Source organism: Enterobacter sp. 725m/11, assembly GCF_011683705.1.
Classification (GTDB): Bacteria; Pseudomonadota; Gammaproteobacteria; order Enterobacterales; family Enterobacteriaceae; genus Enterobacter; species Enterobacter bugandensis.
In genome coordinates this window covers 1-15085 of sequence record NZ_JAAQOK010000073.1, presented here as the reverse complement: position 1 = coordinate 15085, position 15085 = coordinate 1, and the positions used below count along the sequence as shown (strand labels likewise).

Sequence of the window (15085 nt, the reverse complement as noted above, 5' to 3'; positions counted from 1 at the left end):
AGATGTGTATAAGAGACAGGTTCTGGCTGTGCATGATCGACTGGGCGTTCACAATGAACTATCGCATTAGCGTGGCAGACGGTACAGTGGGAGAAGAATGGACGTTAACGCCCGTAAACTCTTACGCCGAGCTGGAAGAGCGCTGGATTGCCTTTGCCTGGGGAAGCGATCGCGATGTACATCCACACCGCAGGCTGGTTATCAGTAAAACGTAACGGGCCGCGTGCAGCGGCCCGTTTGAATCAGCACTCGGTCACAATCGTGCTCAGCGGCAGACGAGACTTCGGCAGCGTGGCGTTAAAATCTTCCACGCTGTGGTGCCCGACCGGGACCACCACCAGGCTGGTGAAGCCTTTCTCTTTCAGGCCAAACTCTTCATCCAGAATCGCCGCGTCAAAGCCTTCAATCGGCACCGCGTCCAGACCCATCGCGCCCACGCCCAGCAGGAAGTTACCGACGTTCAGGTAAACCTGTTTCGCCATCCACTGGTCGTCATCTTTCAGATCCACACGGTGCATGTCGGCGAAGTAGGTGCGGCCCTTATGGTTCGCGGCTTTGGCTTCCGGCGTGTTGAAACGGCCATCGGCCTCTTCCTGGTCGACAACGCGTTCCAGCCAGGCGTCGTCCATCGCGGTTTTCGCGCAGAACACCACCACGTGAGAGGCGTCCAGCATTTTGCGTTCGTTGAACACGTAAGTGCCCGCGGCGGATTTCGCCACGCGGGCTTTTCCTTCCTCGGTGCTGGCCACAATGAAGTGCCACGGCTGGGAGTTGGTGCTGGACGGGCTGTACTGCAGCAGGGTTTTGATTTTCTCTGCTTCTTCAGCGGTCAGTTTTTTGGTTGGGTCGAACGCCTTGGTAGAGTGGCGTTTCAGGGCGACAGAAATGATATCCATGACTACTCCTGGTAATGAAATTCGCCCGTGCGCGGGCGCGAAAGGAGAGCAGATTACCGCGCGAAGCGGCAAAAGATAAGTGCGATTCGAGCGGTTATACTGTTCGGCACAGACGAACAATCAGGCAGGGCGTATCCATTTCTGGTCTTTTTTCGGCAGCTTATCGACGACCAGGTTCCACGAATCCTCGATCAGGTCGGCGACCAGTTCTGGCGTGATGTCCTCGGTGCCGTAGAGCGAAATCCAGTGTTTTTTATTGAGGTGGTAGCCCGGCTCAACGCCACGGTAAATCTGCTGATTTAACAGGGATTTTTCCGGGTCGGATTTCAGGCTAACGTGGGGGCGTCCGTGCGCGGTGGCCATCAGCATAAAAATTTTCCCGCCCACCTTAAACACGTCGTACTCGGGGCCAAACGGCCAGCAGTGTTCGGTGAAAGGCATCTCCAGCGCGACGCGTTTTGCGTGCGCCTGCAGGGATTTACTGTCCATCGTTATCCTCCTGAGCCAGCCCGCGCCACATGGCTTCGAAACCCAGCGCTTTAAAATCGGTGGCGCGGGACGGATCGCGGGTGGCAAACTCCATGGTGGTTTCCGCCAGCGATAAGAAAAGCGCATCGCCAAACGTTTTGAATTCATCGGACATAAACACCGGGCGCACCGAACGGCGGCATAGCTCGTGAAGTTCCGGAAACATCTCTTTCACCGCCTGTTCCGTTTCAGCGCTTAGCTTTTCACTCACGCCAATCTGGCGGATCGCCGCATGCGCCACGGGGTTACGAATCCCCCAGTCCACGTAGCTGTTCCAGATATTGCGGGTATGCTCTTTAGGAAGCGTGAGGGTGCGATCGAGGTTCGCCAGCATGGTCTGGCAGAGATCCTGCTTGAGGTGCAGGTAAAGGGCATTCAGCAGATCGTCTTTAGTAGCAAAGTAGCGAAACAGCGTGCCTTCAGCGACGCCCGCATTACGGGCAATTAACGCCGTTGAGGCGGCAATACCTGACTGTGCAAATGCCACCGTCGCGGCTTCCAGTAAGGCCTGTTTTTTATCTTCACTTTTCGGACGTGCCACTAAATTTTTCCCCCTTTCAATTATAAAAACCCTGATTGAAACACGTGCTTTGACACGCTGCAACGCGGAATGTCAAAGATCGAAAACGTCTTGACGACTTTATCATCATATCTATAATGAGTGCTTACTCACTCATAATCAAGTTTCCCTCGCGTAAACCATCGGATGGCGCGCGTTTTCGGGTCAGGATATGAAAAAGCCTCTCTTCATCTGCGTGGTGTTCCTCATGATTATTGCTTCAGCTGCGAGTTTACCGTTTGTTCTGAATGCCGGATTTGGCCAGCCGCCGCAGGGTGCGCAGCTCACCGAAGTGGAGGCTTCTCCGCACTATCGCGACGGGAAGTTCCACAACGCGCTCCCGACGCCTGGCTTTACCGGGCAGCAAAACATGCTGGTGGCGTGGTGGCAGTTCCTGACCCGTAAAACCGAAAACGCTCGTCCGGCGCAGCCGCTGCCGCTGGTGAAAACCGATCTGGCGAGCCTGCCTCTGGAGCAGGATACGCTGGTGTGGCTCGGCCACTCCTCGTGGTATATGCAGCTGGCGGGAAAACGCATTCTGATCGACCCGGTCCTCGGCAACTACGCCGCGCCGTTCTCGTTCCTCAATAAAGCGTTTGCGGGAGAGTATCCGTGGCGCGCGGAGAGCATGCCGGAAATCGACCTGCTGATTATCTCGCACGATCACTACGACCATCTGGACTACGCCACCATCCGGGCGCTACTGCCGAAGGTGAAGCGCGTCGTTACGCCGCTCGGCGTGGGCTCCCACCTGCGCTACTGGGGAATGAAGCCTGAGATTATCGACGAACGGGACTGGAACCAGTCGGTGCACATCAGCGATGCGCTGACGGTTCATGTTCTGCCCGCGCGCCACTTCTCGGGGCGCGGCATTAAGCGTGACCAGACCCTGTGGGGCAGCTTCATGTTTGTCACGCCAGAGCAGAAGGTCTACTACAGCGGCGATTCCGGTTATGGCCCGCACTTTAAGGCCATCGGCGAGCAGTTTGGCGAAGTGGATTTAGCCATCATGGAAAACGGCCAGTACGACCAGGACTGGAAGTACATCCACATGCTGCCGGATGAAACGGCGCAGGCCTCGGCGGACCTCAATGCGAAAGCGGTGGTGCCGGGGCATAACGGACGCTTCGTGCTGGCGAAACACACCTGGAACGATCCGCTGATCCAGCTGGCGCGGGCCAGCAAGGACAAAAATTATCGGCTGCTGACGCCGGAGCTGGGTGAGCCGGTCCGGGTGAGCGATAGCACGCAACAATTTCGTGAGTGGTGGGAATAATGTTGAACCAAGAAACAGAGGGGGAGAGCAGCATGACGATTTCCGCTCAGGTCATTGATACGATTGTCGAATGGATCGATGACAACCTACACCAGCCGCTACGCATCGAAGAGATCGCCCGTCACGCGGGTTACTCCAAGTGGCATTTACAGCGGCTGTTTATGCAGTACAAAGGCGAAAGCCTTGGGCGCTACATCCGCGAGCGCAAGCTGCTGCTGGCGGCGCGGGATCTGCGTGAATCTGACGAGCGCGTGTACGAAATCTGCCTGCGCTACGGCTTTGAATCGCAGCAGACCTTTACGCGCATCTTTACCCGCACCTTCCATCAGCCGCCCGGGGCTTACCGCAAAGAGAACCATAGTCGGGCGCATTGAAATTGACGAAACAAAGGCCGGGTAAGGCATCGCTGCTACCCGGCTTTTTTATTGGCCTACGACGCCAGTGAAAACCAGCGGCGCCAGACGAAACGCAGGATGAAGAATTCGATAGCGCCGAGCAGTAAAAACCACACGCAGAACAAAATGGTGTAGAGCTGGTTCAGATCGATCATATGAAAGGTTTGAACCAGCTTCTGCGCCAGCACCAGACCCAGCGACGGCGCGGGTAGCAGTAAGCAAGAGATCAGGGCCATCAATAAAATGCCCCCCGCAGTCAGCAGCGATTCCAACGGGTGTTTCATCGTAATGTTAATCGTCAGTTAAAAATGTCATTGTCCGGCATCCTTTAACGTAAAGCAATATCAACCCGTCGGCCCTTTTTAAATTAAATAATTCCTTCCTCCGAAGAATAATGCGCGGAAGGAGAATAATTTAATCCTGATCATTAAATTAATATCGCGCTATGTAAATAAATGTCTGCATCACGAAAATAATTTTACAAACATATAGGTGCTATATCCAATTAACGTCGCAATAACAATGGCTGCGACAATGTATAACGCCAGGCGCCGTCCGCGATAAATACCAAACATGGTTCCCCCTCGTTTAGGATTGGTTTAGAAATATTTTGTAAAAATCAGCTCGTCGAAATAATTTTAATCAATTTTGAATAACCCAGTGGTAAATATATTGCGGTAGATCAATTTTACCCGCAAGACTTTAAAATCAATTTATTTAAGCCAGAAAGGAATTCAGGCTTCTGTTCACCGGAAATTGAAGGAAAAATATGATGACTGAAAAAAAATACTCCCCAAACGTGCCGCCTTCCGGCGGGCTGGCATACCAGCAGACCGCAGAGCAGGTGCTTACCCACGTGCAGAGCCAAGCCAGCGGTCTGGATCGTGCAGAGGCGCAGGCGCGTCTGCAAAAAACAGGGCCGAACGCGCTGCCGGAGAAAAAAGGCAAACCCGCCTGGCTGCGTTTCTTAGCCCATTTTAATGATGTGCTGATTTATGTCCTGCTGGCCGCCGCGGTATTAACGGCGGTAATGGGACACTGGGTCGATACGCTGGTAATTTTGGGCGTGGCGGTCATCAATGCGCTAATTGGCCACATTCAGGAAAGCAACGCGGAAAAATCGCTGAAGAGTATTCGCAATATGCTTTCCAGCGAGGCGCGCGTTATTCGCAACGGCAACCATGAAACCATACCAACGACGGAAATAGTTCCGGGCGATATTATTGTATTGCGCGCGGGGGATCGTATTCCGGCGGATATGCGTTTAATCGAGGCGCATAATTTACGCGTGGAGGAGGCGATTCTGACCGGTGAGTCCACCGTGGTGGATAAACACACGAATCCGCTGAGCGGCGAATTACCGCTGGGAGACCGCACTAATATGGTCTTCTCAGGAACGACCGTGAGCGCAGGCGGCGGCGTGGTCACCGCGACCGGTAAGGATACGGAACTCGGCCACATCAACCAGATGATGGCAGGCATCGAAAAGCACCGTACCCCGCTGCTGGTGCAGATGGACAAGCTGGGTAAAGCCATCTTCGTCATTATTCTGGCGATGATGGCCGCGCTGTTCGTCTTCAGCCTGATGTTCCGCGAGATCCCGATGGGCGAGCTGCTGCTCTCCCTGATCAGCCTGGCGGTCGCCTCCGTACCGGAAGGCCTGCCGGCGATTATCTCCATCATCCTCTCCCTGGGCGTACAGGCGATGGCACGCAAGCGGGCGATTATCCGAAAGCTGCCGACGGTTGAAACCCTGGGCGCGATGACCGTGGTCTGCTCGGATAAAACCGGGACCCTGACCATGAACGAGATGACGGTAAAAGCCATCATCACCGCCGACGTCTGCTACCGCGTGGACGGCAACAGCTACGAGCCGGTAGGCAATATCTACCTGGAAGGCAGCGACGAGCCGGTGCAGATCCAGCCGGGCACCGTCCTGGAGCAGTATCTGCGCACCGTTGACCTGTGCAACGACAGCCAGCTGATTCAGGACGAGCGCGGCCTGTGGGGCATTACCGGTGGGCCGACCGAGGGCGCGCTGAAGGTGCTGGCGGCGAAGGCCAGCCTTGAGCCGGTGGCGACCACGCTGGTTAACAAGATCCCGTTCGATTCTCAGTACAAGTACATGAGCACCCACTACCAGATTGGCGGTGAGGAGCAGATTTTGATTACCGGCGCGCCGGACGTCATTTTCGCCCTGTGCAACCAGCAGCAGACGCGTAACGGTGCGCAAGCGTTCAACCGTGCGTACTGGGAAACGGAGATGGAGCGCTATGCGCGTCAGGGGCTGCGCATGGTCGCCGCGGCGTTCAAGCCGGCGAACGGCGGGCAGGAGCTGACGCACGACGACCTGAGCCACGGCCTGATCTTCCTCGGCATCGCCGGAATGATGGATCCGCCGCGCCCGGAAGCGATTGATGCGATTAACGCCTGCCAGCAGGCGGGGATCCGCGTCAAGATGATCACCGGCGATCACCCGCAGACGGCGATGAGCATCGGCCAGATGCTGGGGATCAGCAACAGCGAGCAGGCGGTTACCGGCTATCAGCTGGAGAAAATGGACGACGCCGAGCTGGAGGAAGCGGCGGTGAAGTATGACATCTTCGCCCGTACCAGCCCGGAGCATAAGCTGCGCCTGGTGAAAGCGCTGCAGGACAAAGGTGAAATCGTCGGCATGACCGGTGACGGCGTAAACGATGCCCCGGCGCTGCGCCAGGCGGACGTCGGCATCGCGATGGGCATTAAGGGCACGGAAGTCACCAAAGAGGCGGCGGACATGGTCCTGACGGACGATAACTTCGCCACCATCGCCAGCGCGGTGAAAGAGGGGCGTCGCGTTTACGACAACCTGAAGAAAACCATCCTGTTCATCATGCCGACCAACCTGGCGCAGGGGCTGCTGATTGTGATTGCGCTGCTGGCGGGGAACATCATTCCGCTAACGCCGGTGCTGATTCTGTGGATGAACATGGCGACCTCCGCCACGCTCTCCTTCGGCCTGGCCTTTGAGGCCGCCGAGCGCAACATCATGCGCCGCCCGCCGCGCCAGACCGGGCAGCACGTGATGGATGCCTACGCCGTATGGCGCGTGGCCTTCGTCGGCACCATGATTGCCATCGCCGCCTTTGCGCTTGAAGCCTGGCTGGCTCCGCGTGGCCACAGCGCGGAGTTCATCCGCACCGTGCTGCTGCAGATGCTGGTCTGCGCCCAGTGGGTGTACATGATTAACTGCCGCAACACCGAAGGGTTCTCCCTCAACCGCGGCCTGCTGGCGAACAAAGGGATCTGGCTGGTGACGGGCGTACTGTTCCTGCTCCAGGCGGCCATTATCTACCTGCCGTTTATGCAGATGCTGTTCGGCACCGAAGCGCTGCCGCTGCGCTACTGGTTCGTGACGCTGGCGGTGGCTGGGGTGATGTTCTTCGTCGTCGAAATCGAGAAGCGACTGACCCGCAGGTTCCGTAAGGCTGCATAACGAAAATCTTACCCCTCACCCTAACCCTCGCCCCTTTGGGGAGAGGGCCGGGGTGAGGGGAGAAACAACGCTGAGGTACTCCCATGAAACTTCCACTCCTGTTCGCCCTTCTTGTCAGTACCCTGCAACCCGTCTTCGCCGCCGCGGTCCCCGTTCGCGTCGCCACCGTGGAGCAGACCGCCCACGCCGCCGAGCGCCAGATCCCGGGCCGCATCGAAGCCATTCACACCGTTGAGCTGCGCGCGCGTACGGAAGGCGTGATAACGAAAATCAACTTCCGCGACGGGCAGTACGTGAAAAAAGGCGACGTGCTGTTCGAGCTGGACGACGCCGAGCCGCGCGCTGCCCTGCGTCTGGCGCAGGCTGAAGTGAGAAGCGCTGAAGCCACGCTGCGTCAGGCGCAGCAGCAGCTTTCCCGCTTCGAAAGCCTGGGCAGCAGCAACGCCATCAGCCGTCACGACGTGGATAATGCCCGCATGCAGCGCGACGTGGCGAGCGCCGCGCTGGAGCAGGCGAAAGCCCGGCTCGACACCCGCAGCGTCACCCTGAACTACACCCGCATCACCTCGCCGATTGACGGTCGCGTGGGCCACAGCCAGTTCCATGTGGGCAGCCTGGTGAATCCTGCCAGCGGCGTGCTGGTGGAGGTGGTGCAGCTCGATCCCATCCGCATCGCCTTTGCGCTGGAGGAGGGGGCGTTTGCCACCAAAGCCGGACAGCACGCAGATATCAGCGCCATGAAGCAGGCCTGGCAGGCGCTGATCGACAGCAACGGCCAGCGCGTCGGCGGGGAACTTACCTCCGTGGACAACCGGATCGACCCGCGCACCGCCAGCGTGATGCTGCGCGCCGAGTTTGCTAACCCGCGCCACCAGCTGCTGCCCGGCGGCAACGTGAACGTCTACCTGCGTCCGGCGAGCGAGCAGCCGGTGCTGACGCTGCCTGCCGCCGCGGTCCAGCAGAACGGCGACGGGTTCTTCGCCTGGGTGGTTAACGCCGACGGCAACGCCGAAAGGCGCCCGCTGAACGTGGCCGGCCAGATCGGCCAGCAGTTTCAGATTGCCTCCGGCGTGAAGCCCGGTGAGCGAGCGATTACCGACGGCGCGCAGCGCGTGCAGCCCGGCGCTGCCGTCCAGATACTCAATTAAGGAGCCATCATGCTGACGTTTTTTATCAAACGCCCGCGCTTCGCGATGGTGATTGCGCTGGTCATCACCCTGCTGGGGGCCATCGCGCTGAGGATTATTCCGGTAGAGCAGTATCCGCAGATCACCCCGCCGGTGGTGAATGTTTCTGCCAGCTGGCCGGGCGCCAGCTCGGCTGACGTGGCGGAGGCCATCGCCACGCCGCTGGAGACGCAGCTTAACGGGGTGGATCATATGCTCTATATGGAGTCCACCAGCTCGGATGAAGGCACCTACAGCCTGAACATCACCTTTGCGGCGGGGACCGATCCGGACCTCGCCGCCATCGACGTGCAAAACCGCGTGGCGCAGGCCGTGGCGCAGCTGCCGACCGAGGCACAGCAAAACGGCGTGCAGGTGCGCAAGCGCGCCACCAACCTGATGATGGGTGTAAGCCTTTACTCACCGAACAACACCCACACGCCGCTATTTGTCAGCAACTACGCCAGCACACAGGTGCGCGAGGCGCTGTCGCGTCTGCCGGGCGTGGGACAGGTGCAGATGTTTGGCGCGCGGGACTACAGCATGCGCATCTGGCTGCGTCCGGACCGCATGAACGCCCTGAACGTGACCACCGATGACGTGGCGCAGGCGCTGCGCGAGCAGAACGTGCAGGGGGCGGCGGGCCAGATCGGTACGCCACCAGTATTCAACGGCCAGCAGCAGACGCTGACCATCAACGGTCTGGGGCGCTTAAGCCAGGCCGAAGACTTTGCCGACATCATTATTCGCGCCGGGGAGATGGGCCAGCTGGTGCGCATGAAGGACGTCGCCACCATCGAGCTCGGCTCGCGCAGCTACAGCTCGGGCGCTCAGCTGAACGGGCATGACTCCGCCTACCTCGGCATCTACCCGACGCCGTCCGCCAACGCCCTGCGCGTGGCCGACGCGGTGCGCGCGGAGCTGGATCGTCTCTCGACGCGTTTCCCGGACGACCTGGTCTACGAGGTAAAATTCGACACCACCACCTTTGTTGCCGCCACCATTAAAGAGATTGGCGTCTCGCTGGCGCTGACCATGCTGGCGGTTGTGGTGGTCGTTTCCCTGTTCCTGCAAAGCTGGCGCGCGACACTGATTGTCGCCCTCGCCATTCCGGTGTCGCTGGTGGGCACCTTTGCGGTGCTCTACGCGCTCGGCTACTCCGCCAACACGCTGAGCCTGTTCGCCATTATTCTGGCGCTGACCATGGTGGTGGATGATGCCATCGTGGTGGTTGAGAGCGTCGAAACCCTGATGGCGGAAGGGCAGAGCCGCACGGCGGCGACCGCGCTGGCGCTGCGCCAGATTGCCGGGCCGGTGATTGCTACCACGCTGGTGCTGCTGGCGGTGTTTGTGCCGGTGGCGCTCCTGCCGGGGATCGTGGGCGAGCTGTACCGCCAGTTCGCGGTGACGTTCTCCACCGCCGTCACGCTCTCAAGCCTGGTGGCGCTGACCCTGACGCCCGCGCTCTGTGCCATGCTGCTGCGCCCGCGTCCGGCGAAGCCTGCCGCCATTTTCCGTGGGTTCAACCGTGGGCTGGACGCCACGCGCACGCTTTACACCCGGATAGTGAGCGTGTTCAACCGGCGTCCGTGGCTGGCGCTGCTGGCCACCGCAGGCGCGGCGGCGGTGGTGGCGTTCAGCTTTATGTCGATGCCAAAAGGCTTCCTTCCGCAGGAAGATCAGGGCTACTTCTTCGCTAGCGTCCAGCTACCGGAGGCGGCCTCGCTGGAGCGTACCGAAGCGGTAATGACCACCGCGCGCGCGCTGATCGCTAAAAACCCGGCGGTGGAAGACGTCATTCAGGTCTCCGGGTTTAACATCCTCAACGGCACCAGCGCCTCCAACGGCGGGTTTATCTCCATCATGCTGAAGGACTGGAGCGAGCGCCCGTCGCTGGACGAGGTGATGGGCACCCTTCAGCGCCAGCTGCTGGCCCTGCCGGAAGCGACCATCATGACCTTCGCGCCGCCGACGCTGCCGGGGCTGGGCAACGCCTCTGGCTTCGACCTGCGCATTCAGGCGCAGGCGGGGCAGAGCCCGGCGGAGCTGGAGCGCGTCACGCGTGAGGTGCTGGCAAAAGCCAACCAGCATCCGCAGCTGAGCCGCGTGTTCACCACCTGGAGCAGCAACGTGCCGCAGCTAACGCTGACCGTTGACCGCGAGCGTGCGGCTCGCCTCGACGTGCCGGTGTCGCGCATCTTCAGCAGCCTGCAAACCGCCTTCGGCGGCACCCGCGCCGGGGATTTCAGCGTCAACAACCGCGTCTACCACGTGGTGATGCAGAATGAGATGCAGTGGCGCGAGCGCGCGGAGCAAATCAGCGAGCTGTTCGTGCGCAGCAACAGCGGCGAGCGGGTGCGTCTGAGCAACCTCGTCACCATCACGCCGACCGTCGGCGCGCCATTTATTCAGCAGTACAACCAGTTCCCGTCGGTATCGGTAAGCGGTTCGGCAGCGGAAGGGGTAAGCAGCAGCACCGCGATGGTGGCGATGGGCGAAATTCTGGCGCAGAGCCTGCCTGCCGGGTACGACTACGCCTGGAGCGGCATGTCGTATCAGGAGCAGCAGACCGGCAACCAGGCGGTATGGATTGTGCTGGCGGCGGTGGTGATGGCGTGGCTGTTCCTCGTCGCCCAGTACGAGAGCTGGACGCTCCCGGCGAGCGTGATGCTTTCGGTGCTGTTCGCCATCGGCGGGGCGCTGGTCTGGCTGTGGCTGGCGGGCTACGCCAACGACGTATACGTCCAGATCGGTCTGGTCTTGCTGATCGCGTTAGCGGCGAAAAACGCGATTCTTATCGTGGAGTTCGCCCGCGCGCGGCGGATGGACGGGATGGCAATTGTCGATGCCGCGCGGGAAGGGGCATCGCGCCGCTTCCGCGCGGTGATGATGACCGCCGTGTCGTTCATCATCGGCGTTCTGCCCATGATGCTGGCGACCGGGGCGGGTGCCCAGAGCCGCCGCATCATTGGCACCACGGTGTTCAGCGGCATGCTGGTGGCAACCGTGGTAGGGATTGTGTTTATCCCCGCGCTGTTCGTGCTGTTCCAGCGCCTGCGCGAGTGGGGCCACGGCCTTACGGACTCGTCGCCCACAGCTCGCAGTGCTTCTGAACCAGAGAAATAAGCGAGCCGCCGTCGGCGATGAAGTCCCGCATGCGCTGCGCCTCGCTCTTGCCCTGCTTTAACAGCAGGGCAATTTCATTAATTGCGCTCGTTGCGCCGAGCTTCTCGGCCGACGGCGCAACCTGCTCCAGCAGCCAGGCGATATCGTCCGCCACGGTTTTGTGCTCGCCGGTATGCACGTCCGTCAGAACCCCCTCCAGCCCGTAGCGACACGCCTGAAAACGGTTAAAGCGGTACAGCAGAAAATCCCGCTCCTGATGGTTATACGGCCGCGTGGTCAGCAGCCAGTGAGACGTGGCCTGGATCAGCCCGGCGATATTAATCGCGTGGCCGAGCGTCAGTGGGGTATCCATCACCCGTACCTCAACGGTGCCAAAATGCGGGCTGGGGCGAATGTCCCAGTGCAGATCTTTAATGCTGTCGATCATGCTGGTAGCGCTCAGGCGGCGGAACAGCCCTTCGAACTCCTGCCAGCTGTTAACCCACGGCATCTGGCCGTTATCCGGGAACCCGGAGAAGATGTTGAGCCGCGACGAGGAGAACTTCGTGTCTGTGCCCTGCATGTACGGCGAGGCGGCCGCCAGGGCGATAAAGTGCGGCACGAAGCGCGACAGGCCGTGCAGGAGATAAATGGCGTCATCCCCGGTCCGGCAGCCGACGTGCACGTGCTGTCCGAACACCGTTGCCTGCAAAATCAGGTAGCCAAAGCGCTCCAGCGTGACGTTATAGCGCTCGTCGTCGCACACCTCCTGACGCTGCCATTTCTGGAACGGATGCGTCCCGCCGCCGCAGATCTGAATATGCTGCTCCGCCGCCGCGCGCAGGATGCTCTGCTGCATCACCGAGAACTGCGCCGCCGCCTGGTCAATGTTCTGGCACACGCCGGTGGCGATTTCGAGCATGCTTTCGGTGATATCGTGTTTGACTTCACCGCCTTTGATGTCGTCTTTGACGGCGGCGATGAGGGCAGAGGAGTCCTGGCTCAGATCGTAGCCCGGCGGGTTAACCACCTGCAGTTCGAGTTCGATGCCGAGGGTGAACGGTTCAGAGGATTTGAAATCAGGTAAAGGCATGGCGCACTCCGTTGTCTGTTGTGTGTTGAGTATAGACAACGACGTGGCGCTCACTTTTCAGGGTGGTATAACTGTTAGCAGGCTTAGCGAAAAGAGGGGTTAACCATGTCTGAGAATCCAGTGATTGCGCTGATTGGTCCCGGTGCGATTGGCACCACCATTGCCGCGGTGTTGCATGACGCTGGCCGCACGCCGCTGCTCTGCGGACGCACCGCGCATCCGGAATTACGCCTGCGTTACGACGAGGGGGAAACGGTTGTGCCCGGTCCGGTATTCACCGAACCGTCCGTCATTACTCGCCCCGCAGATCTTGTTTTTGTGGCGGTAAAAACGACGCAAAATTCCGACAGCGCCGGGTGGCTGCGCGCGCTGTGCGATGAAAATACCGTGGTCTGCGCGCTGCAAAACGGCGTAGAGCAGAAGGCGCAGCTTGAGCCTTTGGTCAATGGCGCAACGGTGCTGCCGTCGGTGGTCTGGTTCCCGGCGCAGCGCGAGCCGGATGCCTCCGTCTGGCTGCGCGCCAAACCGCGCCTGACGCTGCCGGACGTGCACCAGGCGCAGCGGGTGGTCGAAGCGCTTCGTGATACGCGCTGCGCGGTTGAGCTCTCGGAAGATTTCCCCACCGTCGCCTGGCGCAAGCTGCTGCAAAACGCGGTCGCCGGGCTGATGGTGCTGGCCAACCGCCGCGCCGGGATGTTCAGGCGCGAGGATATCAGCGAGCTGGCGCTGGCCTACCTGCGCGAAGGGCTGACCGTCGCCCGCGCTGAAGGGGCGAAGCTGAACGATGACGTGGCGCAGGAGATCCTGGCGAAATTCCAACGCGCGCCCGTGGATTTGGGTACGTCGATTCTCGCCGACCGTCAGGCGGATCGCCCGATGGAGTGGGATATCCGCAACGGCGTCATCCAGCGCTACGGCCGCAGGCACGGCATTGCGGTGCCCATCAGTGATGTGGTGGTGCCGCTGCTGGCGGCGGGGAGCGAGGGGCCGGGGTGAGCCTGGGTCTGGAGTGAGTGAAGGAAAGACCCGGCCGTTGTGCGCCGGGTAGCGTCTCTACTTAGCCTGACGGGCTTTCTCTGCTTTCAACTCTTCCATGGTTGCCTCCAGAATCCAGAGGCACTGAGCACCCTCAACCGTCTCCAGCAGCGCCCGGCGGGTACGCTGATAGAACGCGTCGATTTCTTCGGGGGATTTCTCTAAAGGCGGCGTGCAGACAATATCGCTGCCTACCATGTGCGGCCACTTTCCGGCGTCAATGGCGCGGAGCGCTTTCAACGTTGCGTTCGTGTTTGTTATGAGCGCTGCGGCTAAGGAGTCCTCCAGCTGTTGCGCCTGCTTGACGTCTGCCGTGGCAGCCAGCGTTGGGGCTTGCGCTATCCAGTTTGCATCACCAGAGGCGATTCCATTAAGTGCTGAGGGCCAGTCAGTGCTGGCTGCAATGGCTGGGACGGCGAGCGCACATAGCAGGAGTACGGTAGGGTATTTCATCGCACGACCTCAAGGTCACCGCCGTCACGAAGGATTTTACGTCGCGTTGACAGTGAGAGAATGATGCACCCCTCTGATGCAAACCCGGCTGGACCATACTTGTGGTCACCATGAATGCGGAATTCTGAGCGACCAAAACTCTCTCCGGAGGTTTGCTCAAGGATGATTGTAATTGGTCCTTTTGAATTCGAATGACCCGCGATTTTATATGTCCCGCGAGGCAGTGGCCCCAGTCCCTTTACATGCTGACGGTCCGGGTTGTTTTTATTCGTAAGAGCTCCGGAATATCCGGTTTCAATTAATTTGCCGTCTTTATACATCTTGCCGGTAGACTGCTCATACTTCCATACCATAACGTTCTCCTTATGTCGTTTTGCGATCATTCCAGCTATCAGAATGCATGATGTTACCGTCGACATAGCGCCAGGTAATTTTTTCATACAGCAGTTCTACCAGCTCAAGATGGTTATGTTTCTCATAGTCAGGATCTTTGACGTCAAGCATCATTGGACAGACGCTGAGGATCGTCACTCCCTCCATAATTGTGGAAAAATATTCCACTTCCTGGCCGGCATCGTTGATACGGTAAAACTTTACCTCTGCGGATTTTAGCTTCTGGCCTGTACTGACTGCCTTGTACAAATAGGGGCTGGAGGCGTCGATCTCTTTATCGAAAGAATAAGGGGAATGGACGCGAAGACTTGTTGCTTTGCCGTTATGCTTGTCCGTGGGTTGCATTACGCCGTGGTTCAGTGCGATTAACTCAATACTTCCTTCACGACCATGTATATCGACAGAGCCTTTGATGTCGGCACCACCGTCGTCTTTGAGCCATAAATAAGCGGGAATAGCCATTTGTATAAAACTCCATTTAAGAAAATCCTGAAAAAGCCTTTTGGTTAAGTTGGTTAGGTAACCATGGTGACGCTAGCGCTTATAAAGTGGGTCGTCAATTTTTGTACGATTTGGATATGAAATGATCTGCATTTTCGTTGATATAAATTAAGAAAATGTGGGATCTTACGGTTAGAAACTCGAAAATTTATTAATGTTTAATGCCGTGGTTTTACTTAAGTAATAATTCTGTCTCTTATACACATCTCA

The 15085-nt window shown here is 58.9% G+C and carries 14 protein-coding genes and 1 pseudogene; 7 read left to right on the top strand and 8 right to left on the bottom strand.

Annotated elements, in window-relative coordinates:
* Positions 1–215, top strand: a pseudogene (locus HBA26_RS21465) (hypothetical protein); the annotation flags it as partial.
* A 27-nt stretch (positions 216–242) separates the two neighbouring features.
* Here the strand turns inward: HBA26_RS21465 and nfsB are convergent.
* The 3 genes from nfsB to HBA26_RS21450 all read right to left on the bottom strand — a co-directional run bounded on the left by nfsB (position 243) and on the right by HBA26_RS21450 (position 1965).
* A complete protein-coding gene (gene nfsB / locus HBA26_RS21460) occupies positions 243–896 on the bottom strand; it encodes an oxygen-insensitive NAD(P)H nitroreductase (RefSeq protein WP_047367650.1) in 654 nt (217 codons plus the stop codon).
* 120 nt (positions 897–1016) lie between these two features.
* Positions 1017–1385 (bottom strand): MmcQ/YjbR family DNA-binding protein, encoded by a 369-nt coding sequence (locus HBA26_RS21455; RefSeq protein WP_028012250.1) that lies wholly within the window; start codon positions 1383–1385, stop codon positions 1017–1019.
* Positions 1375–1965, bottom strand: a complete 591-nt coding sequence (locus tag HBA26_RS21450; RefSeq protein ID WP_028012251.1) for a TetR/AcrR family transcriptional regulator — start codon at positions 1963–1965, stop codon at positions 1375–1377. Before HBA26_RS21450 ends, HBA26_RS21455 begins: the two co-directional genes overlap by 11 nt.
* A 190-nt stretch (positions 1966–2155) precedes the next feature.
* On the opposite strand from HBA26_RS21450, the gene HBA26_RS21445 reads away from it, so the two are divergent.
* Both HBA26_RS21445 and HBA26_RS21440 read left to right on the top strand, forming a co-directional pair.
* Positions 2156–3259, top strand: a complete 1104-nt coding sequence (locus HBA26_RS21445) for a RomA family MBL fold metallo-hydrolase (RefSeq protein WP_048960930.1) — start codon at positions 2156–2158, stop codon at positions 3257–3259.
* A 32-nt stretch (positions 3260–3291) separates the two neighbouring features.
* Positions 3292–3633 carry a RamA family antibiotic efflux transcriptional regulator gene (locus HBA26_RS21440; RefSeq protein ID WP_028012253.1) on the top strand — a complete coding sequence of 114 codons (342 nt, stop codon included), beginning with the start codon at positions 3292–3294 and terminating at the stop codon, positions 3631–3633.
* Positions 3634–3689: 56 nt separating this feature from the next.
* Here the strand turns inward: HBA26_RS21440 and HBA26_RS21435 are convergent, their stop codons facing one another.
* The gene (locus HBA26_RS21435; RefSeq protein ID WP_126345074.1) at positions 3690–3938 is read right to left on the bottom strand and encodes a DUF1158 domain-containing protein; all 249 of its coding nucleotides are present in this window, start codon (positions 3936–3938) and stop codon (positions 3690–3692) included.
* Positions 3939–4426: 488 nt separating this feature from the next.
* On the opposite strand from HBA26_RS21435, the gene HBA26_RS21430 reads away from it, so the two are divergent.
* The 3 genes from HBA26_RS21430 (at position 4427) to HBA26_RS21420 (ending at position 11421) form a co-directional block, all read left to right on the top strand.
* Complete coding sequence (locus HBA26_RS21430; RefSeq protein WP_166721039.1) at positions 4427–7129, top strand: cation-transporting P-type ATPase; 2703 nt, start codon at positions 4427–4429, stop codon at positions 7127–7129.
* 83 nt (positions 7130–7212) lie between these two features.
* Positions 7213–8277, top strand: a complete 1065-nt coding sequence (locus HBA26_RS21425) for an efflux RND transporter periplasmic adaptor subunit (protein WP_047367653.1) — start codon at positions 7213–7215, stop codon at positions 8275–8277.
* 9 nt (positions 8278–8286) lie between these two features.
* Positions 8287–11421 (top strand): efflux RND transporter permease subunit, encoded by a 3135-nt coding sequence (locus HBA26_RS21420; protein ID WP_166721038.1) that lies wholly within the window; start codon positions 8287–8289, stop codon positions 11419–11421.
* On the opposite strand, the gene HBA26_RS21415 is transcribed toward HBA26_RS21420, so the two are convergent.
* Positions 11372–12493: a YbdK family carboxylate-amine ligase gene (locus HBA26_RS21415; RefSeq protein ID WP_048959087.1), complete on the bottom strand. Its 1122-nt coding sequence runs from the start codon at positions 12491–12493 to the stop codon at positions 11372–11374. The two genes, HBA26_RS21420 and HBA26_RS21415, sit on opposite strands and share 50 nt — an antisense overlap.
* 105 nt (positions 12494–12598) lie before the next feature.
* Here HBA26_RS21415 and HBA26_RS21410 point away from each other — a divergent pair, with 105 nt between their 5' ends.
* A complete protein-coding gene (locus tag HBA26_RS21410; RefSeq protein WP_063154758.1) occupies positions 12599–13489 on the top strand; it encodes an oxidoreductase in 891 nt (296 codons plus the stop codon).
* A 57-nt stretch (positions 13490–13546) separates the two neighbouring features.
* Here the strand turns inward: HBA26_RS21410 and HBA26_RS23130 are convergent, their stop codons facing one another.
* Genes HBA26_RS23130 through HBA26_RS21395 form a run of 3 tightly spaced genes read right to left on the bottom strand, consistent with a single transcriptional unit; the run spans position 13547 to position 14836 of the window.
* The gene (locus HBA26_RS23130) at positions 13547–13981 is read right to left on the bottom strand and encodes a hypothetical protein (RefSeq protein WP_048959767.1); all 435 of its coding nucleotides are present in this window, start codon (positions 13979–13981) and stop codon (positions 13547–13549) included.
* Positions 13978–14334 carry a tlde1 domain-containing protein gene (locus tag HBA26_RS21400; RefSeq protein ID WP_045325586.1) on the bottom strand — a complete coding sequence of 119 codons (357 nt, stop codon included), beginning with the start codon at positions 14332–14334 and terminating at the stop codon, positions 13978–13980. Before HBA26_RS21400 ends, HBA26_RS23130 begins: the two co-directional genes overlap by 4 nt.
* Positions 14335–14344: 10 nt before the next feature.
* A complete protein-coding gene (locus tag HBA26_RS21395) occupies positions 14345–14836 on the bottom strand; it encodes an Hcp family type VI secretion system effector (protein ID WP_048959769.1) in 492 nt (163 codons plus the stop codon).
* Positions 14837–15085: the final 249 nt, after the last annotated feature.